Source organism: Ruegeria sp. BC1 (assembly GCF_056539305.1).
Map to the genome: position 1 here is coordinate 77,182 of NZ_JBQFUT010000011.1, position 19,991 is coordinate 97,172.

At 58.2% G+C, this 19,991-nt stretch carries 20 protein-coding genes; 12 read left to right on the plus strand and 8 right to left on the minus strand.

Annotation, left to right across the window (positions count from 1 at the left end):
- Positions 1-66: 66 nt before the first annotated feature.
- Positions 67-726, plus strand: a complete 660-nt coding sequence (locus ACR0IY_RS19805) for a YggS family pyridoxal phosphate-dependent enzyme (protein WP_480676408.1) — start codon at positions 67-69, stop codon at positions 724-726.
- On the opposite strand, the gene ACR0IY_RS19810 is transcribed toward ACR0IY_RS19805, so the two are convergent.
- Both ACR0IY_RS19810 and ribA read right to left on the minus strand, forming a co-directional pair.
- Positions 710-1,210, minus strand: coding sequence for a L,D-transpeptidase family protein (locus ACR0IY_RS19810; RefSeq protein WP_480676410.1), 501 nt, complete (start codon positions 1,208-1,210; stop codon positions 710-712). The genes ACR0IY_RS19805 and ACR0IY_RS19810 overlap by 17 nt on opposite strands.
- Positions 1,207-2,301 carry a GTP cyclohydrolase II gene (ribA, locus tag ACR0IY_RS19815; RefSeq protein ID WP_480676412.1) on the minus strand — a complete coding sequence of 365 codons (1,095 nt, stop codon included), beginning with the start codon at positions 2,299-2,301 and terminating at the stop codon, positions 1,207-1,209. Before ribA ends, ACR0IY_RS19810 begins: the two co-directional genes overlap by 4 nt.
- Positions 2,302-2,463: 162 nt before the next feature.
- Here ribA and ACR0IY_RS19820 point away from each other — a divergent pair, with 162 nt between their 5' ends.
- From ACR0IY_RS19820 to ACR0IY_RS19840, 5 genes are all read left to right on the plus strand, one after another.
- Positions 2,464-3,150: a response regulator transcription factor gene (locus tag ACR0IY_RS19820; protein WP_058283107.1), complete on the plus strand. Its 687-nt coding sequence runs from the start codon at positions 2,464-2,466 to the stop codon at positions 3,148-3,150.
- Positions 3,151-3,890: 740 nt separating this feature from the next.
- On the plus strand, positions 3,891-4,679 hold the full coding sequence (locus tag ACR0IY_RS19825) for an exodeoxyribonuclease III (RefSeq protein ID WP_480676414.1): 789 nt from the start codon (positions 3,891-3,893) through the stop codon (positions 4,677-4,679).
- A 76-nt stretch (positions 4,680-4,755) separates the two neighbouring features.
- Positions 4,756-5,673, plus strand: a complete 918-nt coding sequence (locus ACR0IY_RS19830; RefSeq protein WP_480676416.1) for a tetratricopeptide repeat protein — start codon at positions 4,756-4,758, stop codon at positions 5,671-5,673.
- Between the two features lie 27 nt (positions 5,674-5,700).
- A complete protein-coding gene (locus ACR0IY_RS19835; protein ID WP_480676418.1) occupies positions 5,701-6,342 on the plus strand; it encodes an LON peptidase substrate-binding domain-containing protein in 642 nt (213 codons plus the stop codon).
- On the plus strand, positions 6,339-6,524 hold the full coding sequence (locus tag ACR0IY_RS19840) for a Trm112 family protein (protein ID WP_480676420.1): 186 nt from the start codon (positions 6,339-6,341) through the stop codon (positions 6,522-6,524). Before ACR0IY_RS19835 ends, ACR0IY_RS19840 begins: the two co-directional genes overlap by 4 nt.
- A gap of 92 nt (positions 6,525-6,616) precedes the next feature.
- Here ACR0IY_RS19840 and ACR0IY_RS19845 read toward each other — a convergent pair whose 3' ends face one another.
- Positions 6,617-7,879, minus strand: coding sequence for an FAD-dependent monooxygenase (locus tag ACR0IY_RS19845; RefSeq protein WP_480676422.1), 1,263 nt, complete (start codon positions 7,877-7,879; stop codon positions 6,617-6,619).
- Positions 7,880-7,933: 54 nt separating this feature from the next.
- Here ACR0IY_RS19845 and ACR0IY_RS19850 point away from each other — a divergent pair, with 54 nt between their 5' ends.
- From ACR0IY_RS19850 to ACR0IY_RS19865, 4 genes are all read left to right on the plus strand, one after another.
- The gene (locus tag ACR0IY_RS19850) at positions 7,934-9,262 is read left to right on the plus strand and encodes an amidase (protein WP_480676424.1); all 1,329 of its coding nucleotides are present in this window, start codon (positions 7,934-7,936) and stop codon (positions 9,260-9,262) included.
- A gap of 109 nt (positions 9,263-9,371) precedes the next feature.
- The gene (locus ACR0IY_RS19855) at positions 9,372-10,553 is read left to right on the plus strand and encodes an aminotransferase class I/II-fold pyridoxal phosphate-dependent enzyme (RefSeq protein ID WP_480676426.1); all 1,182 of its coding nucleotides are present in this window, start codon (positions 9,372-9,374) and stop codon (positions 10,551-10,553) included.
- Positions 10,554-10,567: 14 nt separating this feature from the next.
- Positions 10,568-13,465, plus strand: a complete 2,898-nt coding sequence (locus tag ACR0IY_RS19860; RefSeq protein ID WP_480676428.1) for a DNA translocase FtsK — start codon at positions 10,568-10,570, stop codon at positions 13,463-13,465.
- Between the two features lie 40 nt (positions 13,466-13,505).
- Positions 13,506-14,102 carry a LolA family protein gene (locus ACR0IY_RS19865; RefSeq protein ID WP_480676430.1) on the plus strand — a complete coding sequence of 199 codons (597 nt, stop codon included), beginning with the start codon at positions 13,506-13,508 and terminating at the stop codon, positions 14,100-14,102.
- A 15-nt stretch (positions 14,103-14,117) separates the two neighbouring features.
- Here the strand turns inward: ACR0IY_RS19865 and ACR0IY_RS19870 are convergent, their stop codons facing one another.
- Positions 14,118-14,699, minus strand: coding sequence for a transglycosylase SLT domain-containing protein (locus tag ACR0IY_RS19870; RefSeq protein WP_480676432.1), 582 nt, complete (start codon positions 14,697-14,699; stop codon positions 14,118-14,120).
- A 60-nt stretch (positions 14,700-14,759) separates the two neighbouring features.
- Complete coding sequence (locus ACR0IY_RS19875) at positions 14,760-15,641, minus strand: AEC family transporter (protein ID WP_480676434.1); 882 nt, start codon at positions 15,639-15,641, stop codon at positions 14,760-14,762.
- Positions 15,642-15,721: 80 nt separating this feature from the next.
- Here ACR0IY_RS19875 and hspQ point away from each other — a divergent pair, with 80 nt between their 5' ends.
- Positions 15,722-16,048, plus strand: a complete 327-nt coding sequence (hspQ, locus tag ACR0IY_RS19880) for a heat shock protein HspQ (protein ID WP_480676436.1) — start codon at positions 15,722-15,724, stop codon at positions 16,046-16,048.
- 25 nt (positions 16,049-16,073) lie between these two features.
- Here the strand turns inward: hspQ and ACR0IY_RS19885 are convergent, their stop codons facing one another.
- From ACR0IY_RS19885 to ACR0IY_RS19895, 3 genes are all read right to left on the minus strand, one after another.
- Entirely contained in the window at positions 16,074-17,651 is a 1,578-nt protein-coding gene (locus tag ACR0IY_RS19885) for a gamma-glutamyltransferase family protein (RefSeq protein WP_480676438.1), read from the minus strand.
- Between the two features lie 210 nt (positions 17,652-17,861).
- Positions 17,862-18,302, minus strand: a complete 441-nt coding sequence (locus ACR0IY_RS19890; protein WP_480676440.1) for an ATP-binding protein — start codon at positions 18,300-18,302, stop codon at positions 17,862-17,864.
- A 31-nt stretch (positions 18,303-18,333) separates the two neighbouring features.
- Positions 18,334-18,672: an STAS domain-containing protein gene (locus tag ACR0IY_RS19895; RefSeq protein ID WP_480676442.1), complete on the minus strand. Its 339-nt coding sequence runs from the start codon at positions 18,670-18,672 to the stop codon at positions 18,334-18,336.
- A 101-nt stretch (positions 18,673-18,773) separates the two neighbouring features.
- On the opposite strand from ACR0IY_RS19895, the gene ACR0IY_RS19900 reads away from it, so the two are divergent.
- Positions 18,774-19,946, plus strand: a complete 1,173-nt coding sequence (locus ACR0IY_RS19900; protein WP_480676444.1) for a thiolase family protein — start codon at positions 18,774-18,776, stop codon at positions 19,944-19,946.
- The last annotated feature ends 45 nt before the right edge of the window (positions 19,947-19,991 follow it).

Sequence of the window (19,991 nt, forward strand, 5' to 3'; positions counted from 1 at the left end):
GGACCTGCCCTTTTCTTTTGTGCTGACATGGTGTTTCTCTGCGATTAAAGCAGATTGAGGAATCTAATGTCGCTGCACGATATCACCGCCCGTATTGCCAAAGCTGAAACTGTCGCCGGGCGACCAGCGGGATCTGTAAATCTGATCGCTGTCTCTAAAGTACAGCCGAACGAACGCGTTCAGGATGTTCTTGAGCAGGGGCATCGCTGTTTCGGTGAAAACCGCGTGCAGGAAGCTGCGGGCAAATGGCCGGGTTTCATCGAGCAGTATTCAGACGTTGATCTACACCTGATCGGCCCGTTGCAAACCAACAAAGCGCGGCAAGCGATGGAGTTGTTCAGCACCATTCACTCTGTAGACCGGCCCAAACTGGCCAAGACACTAGCGCGATTGGCGCAGGAAACGGGCAAATGCCCCGAACTGTTCGTACAGGTCAATACCGGGGAAGAGGATCAGAAGGCTGGCATCCTGCCCGTCGATGCGGACGCGTTTATCGCGGAATGCCGCGCGCTGGACTTGCCGGTTCAGGGGTTAATGTGCATTCCGCCGGTGGATGAAGAACCGTCGTTGCATTTTGCCTTGCTGGCAAAGATAGCAGATCGCAACGGGTTGCAGGGGCTTTCGATGGGAATGAGCGGCGATTTCGAACAAGCCATAGCGCTGGGTGCAACTCATGTGCGCGTAGGATCTGCGATCTTCGGCGAGCGGGTCAAGCAGCAGGAATGATCAGGCGCGTACCTAGCGTTACCCGGCTAGCTATCCAGTGAAGATGACCCCGGCGGAGGGCGACGCACCCTTCCGTCGGGTATCCGGGACGTCTCCACTGATGAATAAAGATTGCTGACCCGTGACCCGGAACTGCATTGGGCCAGTTCCAATCGGTTATCAAAATCAGATCATACAGGGGGTCTGCACGGCGCAGTTTTTCATGGCTGAAGGGATAGGGCGCGCTGACCAGATTGTTGTACCTGCTGTCGCGGCCATCATCCGACCACAGATCGCAAGGACCGATGGGGATCGCCCATGCGGACGGCTTCGCAAGCCGGTCCGCCCGGTACAGCATCCCGACAATAGAGTGCACACCCGTCGGTGTGGCACCATCGCCTTCGCGTTTGGTGCTGCTAAGCCCACCCTTGCCGACTGAGCATGGAAAAGTCCGTCCGGAAAATCGTACGCCGCGCGGGGTCAGTACCAGATCACCAGGTGTCACAGCAGATGCCCGGACTTGGCTGCCTTTGTGGCCAGATAACCGCGATTGTGGGCGGTTTCTCCAACCTTCAACGGCACACGTTCGGTAACGGCGATCCCCGTCTTTTCCATCATCGCGATTTTCGCCGGGTTATTTGTGAGCAAACGAACCGAGCTGAAGCCCAGTGATTTCAGGATGTCCGATCCCAACCGGAAATCGCGCTCATCATCCTCAAAACCCAGGCGGTGATTGGCTTCGACCGTGTCGAACCCCTGATCCTGAAGGAAATAGGCGCGCATCTTGTTTGCCAGACCAATCCCGCGCCCCTCCTGATTGAGATACAGCAGAACACCTGACCCTTCGGCCCCCATTTGTGCCAGAGCGCCTCGCAGTTGCGGGCCGCAATCGCATTTCAGGCTGCCCATCAGGTCGCCGGTGAAACAGGCCGAATGCAGTCGAGCCAGAACCGGTTTGTCTCGGTCCGGTCGTCCGATTTCCACGGCGTAATGTTCCTCGCCGCCATCTTTGGGGCGAAATACGTGCAAGCGCCCGGCCTCGGACACTTCCATAGGCAGGCGCGCTGCAACGATCGCGTGCAGGGTACTGCGATCCGCCAGATGTGGCGCGGCGCGGGTGTGGTCAATGCATGTCAGGCCATGGGTTGCAGCAAAATCACGCCCGTCTTCGATGGGAACAACAACAACAGCAGGTAAAAGGCGTGCAGATTTGGTCAGAGCGATGGCGATACGGTGCAGGTTTGCATTCCCCTGACGTTCAGTCATCAAGGGTCCCTTCATCGGCGCATTCAGATCGTCTGACGGATCGGCTACGGCCTGAACCCAGGCGATGTCCGCGTCCGCCGGAATGATCACACGCGCCAGATCGCCGTCATAAGCCCGGGCCTTCAGCGTTTCCGCACGCCTTACAGTTACCGCGACCACCGGATCACCTCCGAGGCCGCGCAGATCTGCCAACCGCTGCGCTCCGAGCGTTTCTGTTGCGACAGCCAGCACGCTGAATCCGCTGTCATCGGTCAGTGCGACCGGCACTCCCATACGCAGATCAGCGCGGGCGCGCGCCAGCAATTCCAAAATATCCGGGATAAGACTCATTCATGTTACCCTGTAACGTTCTGACCTTCCTGTAGCCTGATAAGACAGAAATGTGAAACATTTCCTATGTGCCAGACACGAGGGCGTGAGACGATTGCAGCAAACCTTGTTGATTGCATCTTCTACGCGCAAGTGGTGGAAATGGCATAGGAGGACCGGATCATGGCTCAGCTCAAGAAAATCCTGCTGGTGGATGACGATGAAGACCTGCGCGAGGCGCTCAGCGAGCAACTCGTGATGACCGAGGATTTCGACGTGTTCGAAGCGCATGACGGTCAATCCGCGATGGAGCGCGCCCGCGAGGCGATCTACGATCTGGTCATTCTGGACGTTGGCCTGCCGGATACCGACGGGCGAGAGTTGTGCCGCCTGATGCGCAAGCAGGGTGTCAAAAGCCCGATCTTGATGCTGACTGGCCATGACAGCGATGCCGACACGATTCTGGGCCTGGATGCCGGGGCGAATGATTATGTTTCTAAGCCGTTCAAATTTCCTGTGCTGCTGGCCCGTATCCGCGCGCAACTGCGTCAGCATGAGCAATCCGAAGACGCAGTCTTTGTGCTTGGGCCATACACCTTCAAGCCGGCGATGAAGATGTTGATCACCGAAGAGGATCGCAAAATTCGCCTGACCGAGAAGGAAACCAACATCCTCAAGTTCCTCTATCGTTCAACCGATGGCGTTGTTGCACGCGACGTTCTGCTGCACGAGGTCTGGGGCTATAACGCTGGTGTCACCACCCATACGCTGGAGACCCATATCTATCGTCTACGGCAGAAAATCGAGCCCGACCCATCGAATGCGCGCCTTTTGGTCACAGAATCGGGTGGATATAGGCTGGTGTCTTAACTGGGTGTGGATTGACTTGGATCAAAGTGATACCCTGAACACATAATTAGGTTACTCCCAACCCGCGCATGTCCGGGTTATGACATGCACCTCCCTGTTGGACTGCCGGGCCTGATGGCCCGGCTTTTTTTGTGGAAATAGGTCACTGGTTAACTTCGGTGATCGAATTTCACTTCAGGGTCGACACATAATTGTGGACCGACGCGTCAAGCAAACAAAAGACCAACAGTAGAAAATACAGCGCAATAGGGGCGGCAAATTTAAAGGATTGGATCAAATCAGGTAGGGAGCCGTTCTCGCGCGAGTCCTGAATGCAGGGCTCGTTGGTATTTAGTTGTGGGAACAGCTCCCTTTTATTTTGTTTAACCATCTTCAACTCGTGAAAAACTACATAAGATTTGTATGAATCCTCACTTTAACCGAATGTTAACACTAGATAATTCGCAGGAATCCCATGTATTTTATGTCAATTGAAGGAACAGTGGCCGCGTTATTCCGAAATTGTTGACTTTACTTGGGCGGTGTCAAAGGGCCTTGAAAGTCATCAGCCGGCCCGCAATTTTCGTGCAGCGGCGTTAAATGTAGGCGGGGTTGTGATCGCCGCGATCCGCAGTGCACGAATGACAATTTATCGCCTTGGTCGCGCAGGCCGTGCATTTGAATGCTCGCAGCCCGTTTTCCCATGGCACCCCATTCGCCTCCACGCTAACCTGCGCCAATCGCGACAAAGGAAACCGACTATGCCCTTCACCCTTGCCACCTGGAATATCAACTCGGTCCGCCTGCGCGAGCCTATCGTGCTGAAATTGTTGCAGGAAGAAGCGCCGGATATTCTGTGTCTGCAAGAATGTAAGTCGCCGGTCGAAAAAATCCCGACCGAAGGGTTTGCCGAACTGGGATACAGCCACATGGTTGCGCGCGGGCAAAAGGGCTATAATGGCGTTGCCATCCTGTCGCGCCTGCCGATGGAAGAGGCGGGCGACAAGGATTTCGCGGGTCTGGGACACGCTCGTCACATCGCCGGGCGGCTGGAAAATGGCGTCACGATCCACAACTTCTATGTCCCGGCGGGCGGGGATGTTCCGGACCGTGAAAAAAATGAAAAATTCGGCCAGAAACTCGACTACCTCACCGACATGCGCGATTGGTTCCATGCGGAAAAGCCGGAAAAATCCATTCTGGTGGGCGATCTGAATATTGCCCCGCGCGAGGATGACGTCTGGTCGCATAAACAACTGCTCAAGGTCGTATCACACACCCCGATTGAGGTCGAAACACTGGCCGAAACACAAGATGCGGGCGGTTGGGTTGATATTACCCGGCAAGATATCCCCGAAGGGCAGCTATACAGCTGGTGGTCCTACCGCGCACGGGACTGGGACGCGGCGGACAAAGGGCGACGGCTGGATCATGTCTGGGCCACGCCGGATATTTCCAATGCGGGCAATTCCAGCCGCATCCTGCGCGACGCCCGCGGTTGGGAAAAACCCAGCGACCACGCGCCGGTTTTTGCGACGTTTGACCTGTAATAGAGCAACTCGGCCCTTGGTTTCTGCCCGCAGCAGTTGCATATAGGGCGCAAATTCGAACCAGAGAGTGATTACTATGGACCTTCTGAACGCCGCCGCCGGCGCTGACGCCACCGATCTGATCAAGGAAGGGACCGAGGCCACTTTTATGGCTGATGTGGTCGAGGCGTCGCAGACCATCCCGGTGATCGTTGATTTCTGGGCGCCTTGGTGCGGCCCGTGCAAGACCCTTATACCTTTGTTGGAAGAGGCCGTAACCGCCGCGAAAGGCGCGGTGAAGATGGTCAAGATCAACGTGGATGAGGCACAGATGATTGCCTCGCAGATGCGTGTGCAGTCAGTTCCAACCGTTTATGCCTTTTTCAAAGGACAGCCTGTGGACGGGTTTCAGGGCGCTTTGCCCGCCTCTGAGATCAAGGCATTTGTAGACCGCGTGATCGAAGCCGCTGGCGGCGAAAGCCCCGGCGGACAGTTGGACGATGCGGTTGAGGCCGCCGAAGAAATGCTGACCGAGGGCTCTGCTGTGGACGCGGCGCAAACCTTTGCAGCCATTCTGGGTGAGGACCCGAACCATGCGGCGGCTTATGGTGGGTTGGTGCGGTCCCATATCGCGTCAGGTGATTTGGAACAGGCCGAGGCGATTCTGAACGGTGCCCCTGCTGAAATTTCCGCCTCGCCTGAGCTTGAAGCGGCGCATGCACAATTGGAACTGGCCAAACAGGCGGCTGATGCGGGCCCTGTGGCGGATCTGACCGCGGCGGTTCAAGCCGACCCCGATAACCATCAGGCCCGGTTCGATCTGGCGCAGGCGCTGCACGCCAATGGAGATGTGGAAGAGGCCGTTGCGCAACTGCTGGACCTATTCCGCCGCGACCGCGAGTGGAATGACGGGGCCGCCAAGACGCAGCTGTTCACCATCTTCGATGCGCTCAAACCCAACGATCCGATTGTTCTGAACGGGCGGCGCAAGCTCAGCTCGATGATATTTGCCTAATTCCCGATCAGAGCTACACTCGGATACATGATGCATCCCGCCGACCTGCCGGATACGGTATCCGTTTTTCCATTGCCCGGGGCGCTGCTGCTGCCCCGCTCGCGCCTGCCGCTGCATATCTTCGAGCCGCGCTATCTGCAAATGCTGGACGACGCCCTGAAAACGCAGGAGCGGTTAATCGGCATGGTCCAGCCCAACCCCTGTCAGAGCAAAGAGGACCAATTACACCAGATTGGTTGCGCAGGGCGGGTGACACAGTTTTCCGAAACCGAAGATGGTCGCTATTTGATCACGCTGACCGGGGTGTCCCGCTTTCGGGTGCGGGCAGAACTGGACGCTTTCACTCCGTACCGGCGGTGCAGCGTGTCGTGGGACGGTTTTGACCGCGATCTGGGCAGGGCAGAACATGATGACGGGTTTGATCGTTCGGATTTTCTGGCGCTGCTGGAACGGTTCTTTGCGTCCCGCCAGCTTTCAACAGATTGGGATACGCTGAAAGATGCCGATGATGAGTTGTTGGTCAACTCGCTGTCGATGCTGTTGGATTTCAACCCTGAAGAAAAACAGGCGCTGTTAGAGGCGCCTTGTCTGCGCACACGGCGCGAGACATTGGTGACATTGATTGAATTCGCCATGCGCGGCGGATCAAGTGAGGAAAAATTGCAATGAGCGAGCCTGAACACCCTTTTGACCGTCACATGCTCGAGGCTTTGATTTGTCCGCAGACCCATACCACGCTGCATTATGACGCCGAAAAGCAAGAGCTTGTATCCAAAGCCGCCTGTCTGGCCTTTCCGATCCGCAACGGCATCCCGGTCATGCTGGTCGATGAGGCGCGTGAGCTGGACTGACCGTTTCCGGGAAGTCTGCATCACCAATACCTTGTCGCGCCGCTCGCTCTCGGGACGTTGGTGGTGAGAAAATTCAGGATCCCGGAAACGCTTTAGATTGCGCGGCCTTGCAACAGTTTGGGCAGGTCACCGGTTAATCCGGCTGCCTCACGCACAAACCCGCGGCGCAGGCTGGGCAGAGAGCCGACGATCCCCATGCCGATATCGCGCCCAATTCGCAGCAGCGGGTTGTCGTTGGAAAACAGCTTGTTGAACACGTCCGTTGCCATTGCCAGCGACGCCGTGTCGAAGCGCCGCCACTCCTGATAACGTTCCAGCACCAGCGTTGACCCGATATCTTCGCCGCGCCGCCCAGCCAGAGTCAGCACTTCGGCCAACGCTCCGACATCTCGAAGCCCCGCGTTCAGACCCTGTCCGGCGATGGGGTGCATGCCGTGGGCGGCGTCTCCGACCAAGGCCATGCGGTCGCCGATGAAGGAATTGGCGATGGTCAGGTTCAACGGATAGGTGAACCGGTCACCCTGCAGCCGGATGTCGCCCAGAAAATCGCCGAACCGGGGGCGCAGAACCTGAAGGTAGTCGGCCTCGCACATGGCATTGATCTGTTGCGCTGTATCGGTGCGTTCGCTCCAGACAATTGAGCTGCGATTATCAGTCAGGGGCAGAATCGCCAGAGGGCCGGGCGGCATGAAGAATTGATGCGCAACGCCGTGGTGCGGTAGCTCGTGCTCGATGGCGCAGACCAGCGCAGTCTGGCCGTAATCCCAGCCGGTGCGTTTGATCCCCGCCCGCGTCGCGGTGCCACTGCGGCGACCGTCACAGCCGACAAGAAGACCGCCAGACAGCGTGGACCCATCGTCAAGTGTCAGGGCAACGCCGGTTGCGCCAGCCTCTTGCGCGACAACGGTTTTGCCGCTGACTTGGGTTACCCTGCCCTCCTCGGTCATCGCCTCCAGAAAAGCGCGGCGCAGGTGGCGGTCTTCGACCATATAGCCCATCGGGCCTTCCTCGATCTCGGCATGGTCGAAATGCATGAAAAACGGTGACGGCCCGGCACCCGCATGCCCATCGGTCACCTTGATTTCCAGCATGGGCTGCGCGTGTTCAGCCACGCGGTCCCAGACCTCAATCGCATTCAGCAGGCGTTGCGAGGCCAAGGCCAGCGCATAGGCGCGTCCGTCAAAAGCTGCATTCTTGCGCGCCTTTTCGGCCAGCGCATCAACAACAGTGACTGAGTGCCCAGTCTGGGCCAGCGCCAGAGCCAAGGCCGGGCCATTTAGGCCGCCGCCAACGATCAGGATATCGGACTTGTTTTCCATGCCCTGCAATATGCGCGCCCATTCGGGATTGTCCATGTGCGGTCCTGTCGCTACCGTCCGACACAGCGCAATTTATTCAAGGGGGTGGGGATGCAGGATTGGCTGACCATGACGGCGTGTGATCTGGGTCGGGGCATCGGAATGGGCCAGATCGACCCTGTTGAACTGACGGAAGCCTACCTGTCCGCCATTGATGCCCACCCTCATAACGAACGGATTTATGCTTGCGTCACCGAGACCCGTGCCCGGGCCGAAGCCGAAGCATCCCAAGCGCGGGCCAAACTGGGTTTGCGCCGGTCATTGCTGGATGGTGTGCCGATCAGTTGGAAAGACCTGTTCGACACGGCAGGCACGGCGACCGAGGCCGGATCTGCCCTGTTGAAAGGCCGTGTGCCGGACGCCGACGCGGTTGTGGTGCGAAACGCCACAGCGATGGGGGCGGTCTGTCTGGGCAAAACCCATATGAGCGAGCTGGCCTTTTCCGGGTTGGGCCTGAATCCGATCACCGGAACACCGCCTTGCATTGACGATGAAGAGGCGGTTCCCGGTGGATCGTCCTCGGGGGCAGGGGCGTCTGTGGCCTGGGGGTTGGCGGCTGGCGGGATCGGTTCGGACACGGGCGGTTCTGTACGCATCCCGGCGGCCTGGAACAATCTGGTGGGGCTGAAAACCACTGCCGGGCGCATCAGTCTGGAAGGGGTGGTTCCCCTGTGCTTGCGGTTTGATACCGCTGGCCCTCTGGCCCGGTCGGTCGAGGACGCGGCCCATTTGCTGGCCTTGCTGGAAGGCAACAACCCTGCGGACCTTCGCGGGGCCAGCGTGAAAGGCCGCCGGTTCGCTGATCTTCTGAGTGTTGCCAAAGATGATCTGCGGGATGCGCCACGAAAGGCCTATGATGATGCTTTGGACCGGCTGCGCGACGCCGGGGCTGAAATCGTACCGCTGGAGGTGCCGGAACTGAACGAGGCGCTGGGCCTGTCCGGCGTTCTATACACCACCGAAGCATATGGGTTGTGGCGAGACGTGATCGAAGCCAATCCGGGCGCCATGTACCCCGAAATACTGGAACGGTTCCGCGCGGGCAAAGACATCTCCGGTCCTGATTACATCGCAGCCTGGTCTAAACTGAAAGCCTGCCGTGCGGCCTGGGACGCGGCCACTGCGGGGTTTGACGCAGTTCTGGCCCCCACTTCGCCGATCCTACCGCCGAATCTGGATCGGCTGATGAAGGATCACGAATACTATGTGACCGAAAATCTGCTGGCTCTGCGAAACACGCGGATCGGTAACCTGATGGGGCTAGCGGCGCTGACCCTGCCCACCGGAACACCCGGTTGCGGGTTGATGATGATGGGCTATCCAGGCTCGGAAGAGGCGCTTTTGCGGCTTGGATCGGCGACCGAAGCCGCATTGGCCTGAATGCCACAATGCCCTGATTCGGCACCTCTTTGTCTGGACGAAACCGGGTATCGGCTGTAATCTGCCAAAAAAACGGGGCGAAAATGATCCCGGTATTGAGGCAGTAGTTATGAATTTTCCCGAGCGGTTTTCGAACCTACCGGAATATGCATTCCCGCGTCTGCGCACCCTGTTGGATCACCATCAGCCGGGCGGAGAAGTGATTCATATGACCATCGGCGCGCCGATGCATGATTTTCCGGCCTGGGTGACGGATGTGGTTATGGAAAACGCCGCCGGGTTCCAGGGCTATCCACCTAACGAAGGCTCCACCGAATTACGCGGTGCGATCACCGACTGGATCGCGCGCCGCTATGGCGTGACCATGGACCCGGACACCAACGTGATGGCCCTGAATGGCACACGGGAAGGTCTGTACAACGCGGCCATGGCGCTGTGCCCGGAACAGAAGAACGGCCAAAAGCCGGTCGTGCTGTGTCCGAATCCGTTTTATCAGGTCTACATGGTCGCCTCGATCTCGGTTGCGGCTGAGCCGGTTTTTGTACTCGCCACTGCCGCAACGGGCCATTTGCCGGATTACGCCGGACTGCCCGAGGATGTGCTCAACCGCACTGCTGTGGCCTATATCTGCTCACCAGCTAATCCGCAGGGGGCAATTGCCTCGCGCGACTACTGGGCCGAGCTGATCCGGCTGGCCGAGAAATACGATTTCCGCATTTTTGCCGATGAGTGCTACTCGGAGATTTACCGGGATGAGGCACCCACCGGTGTATTGACCGTTGCGCAAGAGCTGGGAACTGACCCTGAACGGATCACGCTGTTCAACTCACTGTCGAAACGGTCGAATCTGGCCGGGCTGCGGTCGGGGTTGATTGCTGGCGGGCCAGAGACGATCAGGCGGGTCAAACAGTTGCGCAGCTATGCGGGTGCACCGCTGCCTGCACCGTTGCAGGCGGCCGCCGCACGGGTTTGGGCGGACGAGGCACATGTAGTCGAGAATCGCGCGCTCTATCAGGAAAAATACGCGATAGCTGACGAGGTATTTTCCGGGTTGCAGGGATACATGCCCCCCGAGGCCGGGTTTTTCCTGTGGCTGCCGGTGGAAAACGGCGAAGAAACCGCATTGAATCTGTGGCAGCAGACCGGCGTTCGGGTGCTGCCAGGCGCATATCTTTCTCAGGGTGATCCGGGACAAAACCCGGGCGAGAATTTTATCCGGGTCGCGATGGTGGCCCCAAAAACAGAGTTGCAGCAGGGGCTGATCACGCTCCGCGACTGCATCTATTCGTGAGGTACGAGGGCAAAATGGCATCTTATAACGCGCGCAACCGCGATCCACTGCTGGACAGCACGACGCAGGCGGCCATTGAACGGCGCAGCAAGGAACTGATTGGGATCGCCCTGATCCTGCTAGGGCTGGCGGCCGCTGCGATGATCTGGTCCTACACACCGGATGATCCGAACTGGATGGTGTCGACCGACACGCCGGTGCAAAACTGGATGGGCCGGATTGGGGCTTCGATTGCCGCGCCTTTGTTCATGATCGTCGGCTGGGGCAGTTGGAGCATCGCGCTGGTTCTGATCGGGTGGGGTGTGCGTTTTGCAGGGCATTTCGGAGAAGAACGCGCTGTTGCCCGTCTGATTTTCGCACCGATCTGGATCGCGATAGTCTCGGTTTATGCGGCGACGCTAGTGCCGGGTGAGGCGTGGCGTACGACCCACAGTTTTGGTCTGGGCGGGCTGTTTGGTGACACCGTGATGGGCGCGCTGCTGACACTACTGCCGATATCCTCGCATTTCATGGTCAAAACAATGTCGCTGGCGATGGCCGCCGGGATGCTGACGCTGGGTATCTTTGTTCTGGGCTTCACCAAGGCTGACGTGCGCAAGGGCTTCCGTGCCTTCCTGTTGGGTCTGGTCATGGCCTATGACATGCTGATGAACCTGATGGGACGCGGGGCTGCGGCCACAGCACAGGCGGCCCGCGACCGTCGCGCGCAATGGGATGAACGCAAGGCTGCACGGGTCGAGGCCGCCGAGGCCGTGTTTGACGACGACCTGACCTATGCGGACCCGGTTTTCGACGAGCCGGAATACGATGAGCCTGAGCCAGCGAAACCCGGCCTGTTGGCCCGGATGCCCAGCCTGATCCGCCGCCCCGAGCCGATGCCGGAGCCCGAACTGATTGATCGCGAACCCGTTGCCGACTTTGACGAGATGCCGGGTGAGGATCGCATCCGCTCCAAGATCTCGGCCGCCGTGCGCAATCGTAAGGTCGCCGCTGGTGAAATGGCCCCTGTACATGATCCGAACCTGCCTCTGACCAAGGGGCGGGGCCGAGGACCGGATCCGTTGATCCTGAATCCCAGAGGAGCAGAGGAGCTGCCGCCCGAACCGCCGATGACGTCGGATGGCCTGCCGCCGGAGCCCATGCTAACGGCCGAGCCAGACCCTGAATGGCAGCAAGAGCCGCTGCATCAGGACTTTGCGCCTGAGCCGGATTTCGAGGATGAGGCCGTGTTCGAAGACGCGCCCGAGCTCTCGCCGCAACCGCGCCCTGCGATGAAGATCCCTGTAGCCGAGCCGCGTAAGCCCGTGGTGGCACAGCCCGTGCGCCGCACCCCACCGCCCTCGCGCCGCGCGCAGGCAGAGGCACAGCCCGCTTTGTCCTTTGAAGATAGGCACTCGGATTTTGAGCTGCCGCCGTTGAGCCTGCTGTCCAACCCAGCCAGCATCCAGCGCCATCACCTCAGCGATGAGGCACTCGAGGAAAACGCACGGATGCTGGAAAACGTGCTGGACGATTACGGCGTCAAAGGTGAGATCGTCAGTGTGCGCCCCGGCCCCGTTGTCACCATGTACGAATTGGAACCGGCCCCAGGCCTGAAAGCCAGCCGTGTGATCGGTCTGGCAGACGATATCGCACGCTCGATGTCGGCACTGTCGGCGCGGGTTTCGACCCTGCCGGGACGTTCGGTGATCGGCATCGAACTGCCCAATGAAAACCGCGAGATGGTGGTGCTGCGCGAAATCCTTGCCAGCCGCGATTTTGGCGATGGTAACCATGCGCTGCCTCTGGCGTTGGGCAAGGATATCGGCGGTGAGTCCGTTGTGGCGAATCTGGCCAAGATGCCTCATCTGCTGATCGCGGGGACCACGGGTTCCGGTAAGTCGGTGGCAATCAACACGATGATCCTGTCGCTGCTGTACAAGCTGACGCCGGATGAGTGCCGCCTGATCATGATCGACCCCAAGATGCTGGAATTGTCTGTTTATGACGGCATTCCGCACCTGCTGTCTCCAGTTGTGACCGACCCGAAAAAGGCGGTCGTGGCCCTGAAATGGGTCGTGGGCGAGATGGAGGACCGCTATCGCAAGATGTCTAAGATGGGCGTGCGAAACATTGCGGGCTACAACGGCCGCGTGAAAGACGCGTTGGACAGGGGCGAGATGTTCAGCCGTACTGTCCAGACCGGTTTCGATGAGGAAACCGGCGAACCGATGTTCGAGACCGAGGAATTCGCCCCCGAAGCGATGCCTTATATCGTTGTCATCGTCGATGAGATGGCCGACCTGATGATGGTTGCAGGCAAGGAAATCGAAGCCTGCATCCAGCGCCTGGCGCAGATGGCGCGGGCCTCGGGTATTCACCTGATCATGGCCACGCAGCGCCCCTCGGTTGACGTGATCACCGGCACGATCAAGGCGAACTTCCCCACCCGGATTTCGTTCCAGGTGACCTCGAAAGTCGATAGCCGCACCATTTTGGGCGAGATGGGGGCCGAGCAACTATTGGGGCAGGGTGACATGCTTTATATGGCGGGTGGTGCCAAGATTACTCGCTGCCACGGCCCATTTGTCTCGGACGAAGAGGTCGAGGAAATCGTCAACCACCTGAAACAGTTCGGCCCGCCGGATTATGTGGGCAGCGTTCTGGATGGCCCGGCTGAGGACAAGGCGGATAACATTGATGCGGTTCTCGGCCTAAACACCGGGGGTAATAGCAACGGAGAGGACGCCCTTTACGATCAGGCGGTGGCGATTGTGATCAAGGACCGCAAATGCTCGACCTCGTATATCCAGCGGAAACTTGCCATCGGCTACAACAAAGCCGCGCGTCTGGTCGAACAGATGGAGGACGAAGGCGTTGTTTCGTCGGCAAATCACGTCGGTAAGCGGGAAATCCTCGTCCCCGAGCAGTAGGATATTTAATAACAAGGGCAAAGCGCCTATCTGATACCTCATGAAACAGATTGCTTTTGCCCTTGCCCTGACATTGGCCGCACCAGCGGCCTGGGCCGCCGACAAGCTGCCGCTGTCGCAGATTTCAAACTATCTCAACGGCCTGAAAACCGTTGAGACAACATTCACCCAGGTTAATGACGACGGCTCGCTGAGCACCGGCAAGCTGTGGATGGAGCGCCCCGGAAAGATGCGGTTCGAATACGACCCGCCCAGCAGTGCCGTTGTGTTGGCGCGTGCTGGCACCGTTCAGATATTCGACCCGAAATCCAACCAACCGCCCGAGCAATACCCGCTGAAGCGTACGCCCCTGTCACTGGTGCTGGCGCGGAACGTGAATCTGGGACAGGCGAATATGGTGGTGGGTCACGATTTTGATGGCACGGCCACGGTCGTCACCGCGCAGGATCCGAAAAACCCCGATTCCGGACGGATCGAGTTGATGTTCACCGACAATCCGGTTGAGCTGCGCAAATGGGTTATTCACGACAATGCAGGCAGTCAGACAACAGTCTTGCTGGGTCAATTGAATACCGGCGGAAACCTCAGCAACGATCTGTTTTCCAAGTCGAAGAGAAGCGGGTCAGGCAATCGCTGACCCGCTACTAAACCATCAATGGCGACAACCGGACAGCTGCGCCTGATATAGTTTGGCGCGGGCATCCACGTCATTAGCGACATTCAGTAGCCACGTTTTACCATAGTGGCTGCCACGGGCGTAACCGGTATGGCCTTCATGATAGGCCAAGTATTGGTTGCGTGTGTCGCTGGGATGAATCCCGTTCCGCTCATAGCTTTTGTTCATGTACCAGCCGATGAAATCGGAAGCGTCGCGGATACGGTCCCGCTTGGCGCGCCGATTGCCGGTTTCTTTCTGGTATTGTTCCCAGGTGCCGTCCAGCGCCTGACCATAGCCATAGGCGCTGCTTTGGCGACCCATCGGGATCACGCCCAGAACATATTTATGCGGTGTGCGCGCATCGTGCTTATAGCGGCTTTCCTGATAGATCGTCGCCATCTGAACATGGATCGGAACACCCCATTTGCGTTCTGTACTTTTGAAAGCCTTCATGTAATGCGGCCGTTCGCGCGCAATACTGCACGCGTCATTCAGCTTGCTGGGTGGCTGTTTAGAGCCACCACCACAGGATGCCAAAAGCAGCACCCCGAAGAGTACGATAAGAATTCTGCTCATGTGCCTCGTGCCTTTTTTCTTTATTCTAGCGCAGATTGAGCGTTTAGGAAATCACAATCGTTACAAAACAATAGCTAGAATGAGAGGCAATGCGCCAACGGACAGTGCCGTCGAGACCATGACCATGCCTGCGACGGCGTCGGAATCGGCCTCAAACCGCTCGGCCAGCAGATACGAGGTTACGGCCACGGGGGTGCACATCTGCAGCACCAGAACGCCAAAGGCCACGGCCTCGAGGTCGAAGGCCAATGCAACGGCCCAGCCCAGCGCAAAACACACGACCAGTTTGAGGGCCGAAAGCCAGACCGCCTGACCCAACCGATGCGTTGTTAAACGGGCTACCGCAACCCCCAGAGTAATCAGCATCAGCGGCACCGCCATCTGACCCAACAGGCTTAGTGTGTTGGTCAGAAACAAAGGTGTTTCCCAGCCACGCCACAGGAACAGTGCGCCCAGAAGTGTGGCCCAAACCATCGGCTCCCGCACAACTTTGCCAAAGGCCCCCTTACCGGCGACCAGATAGATGCCGTAGGTGAACGAAAACAACGCTGTGACGGATAAAAAGATAACCGCGTATCCCAACCCTGCCTGACCGAAGGCAAACATGCACAGAGGCAGGCCCAGATTACCCGTGTTCCCGAAAATCAACGGTGACAGGTAGGTACGCTGATCCAACCCAAGCCCCCGGACGATCAGCCAGAATACCCCGGCCATGACCAGATTGGCGGCAATCGTCGCGACGGTGAAACGCGATAGATCTCCTCCGGGAATGTCCGTTTGCATCAACGCGACAAAGATCAGGCTGGGTACGGCAAGGGTCATGGCAAAACGGGTGACGAACTGCAGACGGTACTCGAATCCAAGTCGAACCCAGGCAAACCCAATTCCGGCCAGAAGAAATACCGGCGCCACAATTTCGAACACTGTCAGCAAGAGGTTCACAGACTGTTTCCCTTAATTTCGGATCAATGATTGGCATTTCCGGCCGGAAAGCGGTACTAAGTTCATTGGGGGCAGAAGCAATGCTGAAAACAAATGCCAAGTACCGTCTGGGTCAGGTGGTTCGCCACAAAAAACATCCCTTCCGAGGGGTGATTTTTGATGTGGACCCGGAATTTTCAAACACGGAAGAATGGTATCTGGCAATCCCCGAGGACAGCCGTCCGGTGAAGGATCAGCCATTCTACCATCTGTTGGCGGAAAACGACCAATCCTTCTATGTTGCTTATGTTTCTGAACAAAATCTGGTAGCTGATCAGTCCGGTGAGCCGGTTGAGCACCCGGATATCCCCGATATGTTCGGCCCGTTTGAAAACGGCGCATATCCATTGCATGTCCACTTGAACTGAGGTTTCTGGAAGGCGCGCGCGCGTTTTAATACCCAAGTGCGCATCCGTCTTTTCGTGGGTCACTTGCGCCCCAAAGCGCGCCGTCTTCACAGATTCGTATGGCCTGTGCTCCGCCGAGCGGTGTCTCTGGTATTTCAACGGTGTGGCCCATTTCGCTTAATTGTTGAGCAACCGTGCGCGGAATTCCGCGTTCCAGCTTCAAAATCCCCTTGTCCGCAAAGGCTCTGGGGGCGTCGACGCTGGCCTGCAGGCCCAAACCGTGATCGGTCAGGTTTGACACAAACCGGGCGTGACCGGTGGGTTGAAATGCACCACCCATCACACCGAACGGCATCAGGACGTTGCCGTTTTGCTTCAAAACGCCGGGAATGATGGTGTGCATAGGGCGTTTTCCGCCACCTAATTCGTTCGGATGGCCCGCTTGCAAAGTGAACCCTGCGCCGCGGTTTTGAAGCAGAATGCCATATTTTTCGGACGCGATCCCCGATCCGAAGCTGTGAAAGATAGAATAGATCAGCGACACCGCCATCCTATCCCGGTCCACCACAGTGATGTACACGGTGTCTTTGTGGATGGCTTCGGTCAACGGTTCGGCCGCAGGCATTGCACGTTTCGGATCGATCAGTTCTGCTAGAGTGTCGGCCACTTCCTGATCCAGAAATCGGTCAGCATGCTTCGTGTGATCAGGGTCGGCAATGAAGCGGTTGCGGGCATCATACGCGAGTTTCGAGGCCTCGGCTTCGATATGGGTGCGTTCAGCCCCAAACGGGTCCATCCCGGCAAGGTCGAAGTTTTTGAGAATATTCAGCAACAAAATTGCCGTGGCCCCCTGGCCGTTGGGTGGATGTTCGACCAGCTCCAGCCCTTTATAATTTCCACTGACGGGCGTGGTCTCCGCACATGCGGTGGTCAAGAAATCCTCGGCTGTATGAGCCCCGCCCCGTTGGGTCAGCGCTGCGATCATGTCGATGGCAATGTCGCCGGAATAAAACGCATCCCGACCGTTCCGGGCGATCTGGCGCAACACTTCGGCTTGGCCAGGGGACCGGAACATCTGTCCGGCTTCTGGTGCTTTGTCATTGATTAGGTAGTGCGTCCGCCCTGCGCCTTGCAGGGTATCCGCGCCTATTTTCCAGTCTAAAGACACGCGTGGGGCAACAGGTATGCCGACTTCGGCATAGTGAATAGCTGGCTGTAAAATAGCGTCGAGACCCAGCCTGCCCTCGGTTTCCGCCAGATGGCAAAACGCATCAACAGCGCCGGGGATGGTCACGGCATCCGCCGTGTTCAGCGGCACCGATGTCAGCCCCTGTGCCCGCAATTTGTCTGCGTCGGCTGCGACTGGCGCACGGCCGGAACCGTTCAGCGCTCGAACCGTGTTTTCGCCAGCTCGGTTGAACAGCACAAAGCAATCTCCACCCAGACCGGTCATCTGCGGTTCGCAGATACCCAACAGAATAGCCCCTGCGATGGCGGCGTCCATTGCGTTGCCGCCTTGGATCAGGATGTCGACGGCTACTTTTGCCGCCAGAGGATGAGATGTGGCGCACATGCCTTCGGTCGCCAGAACTTCGGACCGACCCGGAGTGTGAAAATCCCGCATGATGCTTTTCCCCCTAGAACGCGCCGAAGGTATCGCGCGGTCTGTGGTTGTCCAGTCAAATCAAGGGGAAGTTCCTCGACGCCGCTCACTGGGTGGGGGCTGTGAAGCACGGCGCCGAGGGAAGCTATCTGAGCTACAGTTAACGTTTTGCCCCTTGTTTGCGGCGCGACAATGGTTCGATCTGGGCCTTATTGTGACCTTTTCTTGCCCTTAGGCAGGCGCAGGGAAATCAAATCGTAGCGACAGTCTGTTGCAGCCGTCGCTGCGTTCATAGCGGATATCGCTGGTCAGTTCATGGATCAGAAACCAGCCAAATCCCCCTTCTGGCAATTCATTTAGGGATGATCCGAGCGGTGCGGGAACGCCGTCGGGCACCCGCAGCCCCGGCAGCGGGTTGCCGGTGTCCGAGATCAGGATGTCCAGCCAATTATGGTGTAGACGGCAACGCACCTTCACTCTGGCCGGTGTGATGTCGGAATAGGCGTGTTCGATCACATTGTTGATCGCTTCGGCCAGTGCAATTTTTACATCGCCCGCTTTGTGTGCCGGAAGGCCGTGCGCCGCTAGTCCCTGGCTAAGCTGAGCGATCCCTGTACTAGCCTCAGACTCGGTGGCAGCAAAGCTCAGATCTACACACTTGCCGTTGCTCATGGGCATCGCGCCTATTCAGAAAATCCTGAGGTCAATCCAAGGTCGCCGACAGGGCGTCATCCAACGTGGGATACAGTTTGAACACCGTGTCCATTCGGGTCAGCCGAAAAACTTTTTCGACAAAAGGTTGCAAACCGGCCAGATCCAGCCTGCGGTCGCTGCCAAGCTGCTTCATCGACGCGACGATCGCGCCCAATCCGCTGGAATCAATGAATTCGACGCCGGTTAAATCCAGCACAACGCGCGCGGCCCCTCCTTCGGCTTCGTTGCGCATGTCTTCCTTGAACTGAATGGCCATTGCCGCGTCAATCCGGTCGGAATGAACCTTGATGATCTGGGTTGCGTCGGTTGTTGTGCTGGTCAGGGCCATGCGCGACGGTCCTTTAATCTGAAATCACTGGTAGAAATACGCTAGACGGCAATTCTTACCATTCGGTATCCATCACAAAGGAAAACTAAAGGAGCATCGCGATGAAGCAGGTAGTAATCGCCGGGGCGGCCCGCACACCGATGGGTGGATTTCAGGGAATGTTCGATGGCATCGCCGCCGCTGAACTGGGCGGAACTGCCATCCGCGCTGCGTTGAAGGGTGCAGGCACTGAAACTGTTGATGAAGTATTGATGGGCTGCGTTCTGCCCGCCGGGCAGGGGCAGGCCCCGGCGCGACAGGCGGGATTTGCGGCAGGATTGGGCGAAGAAGTGCCCGCCACGACGCTGAACAAGATGTGCGGATCCGGTATGAAGGCCGCGATGATAGCCTTTGATCAGATCGCACTGGGCTATGCGGGCACGATGATTGCGGGTGGTATGGAGAGCATGACGAACGCGCCATATCTTTTGCCCAAGATGCGTGGGGGCGCACGTATCGGGCATGGTCAGGTGGTCGATCACATGTTTCTGGACGGGCTCGAGGACGCCTATGACAAAGGCCGCTTGATGGGCACTTTTGCCGAGGATTGCGCCGAAGCCTTTCAGTTCACGCGCGAGGCCCAGGATGAATACGCGCTAAAATCGTTATCCAATGCTCTGTCGGCGCAGGAAAATGGCGCATTTGACGCCGAGATCGCTCCGGTTGTCACCCGTACCCGAAAGGGTGAGGTCTCTTACGCAGAGGATGAACAGCCGCAATCCGCACGGCCGGACAAGATACCATCGCTGAAGCCCGCTTTTCGCAAGGATGGCACGGTGACAGCGGCCAATTCCTCGTCGATTTCCGATGGGGCAGCCGCGTTGGTTCTGGCGTCAGCCGAGGCCGCCGAGGCACAGGGGCTTACGGTTCGCGCCCGTATCGTTGGTCATGCCAGCCACGCGCAGGCCCCTGGTTTGTTTACCACTGCTCCGGTTCCGGCAGCCCGAAAGCTGCTGTCGAATATCGGTTGGTCCAAGGATGACGTCGACCTTTGGGAGGTCAACGAAGCCTTCGCGGTGGTGCCGATGGCTTTCATGCACGAGATGGGACTGCCGCGAGAACAGGTGAACGTGAATGGCGGGGCTTGCGCGTTGGGGCATCCGATTGGGGCGTCGGGCGCGCGGATCATGGTCACGTTGCTGAATGCGTTGGAAAAACGGAACCTCAAACGCGGTGTGGCTGCGATCTGTATTGGCGGTGGTGAGGGGACAGCGATTGCGATCGAACGTGTTTGACGCTTCATCTATTTCCAAATACTCGGACGCATAGTTTCGCAAAAG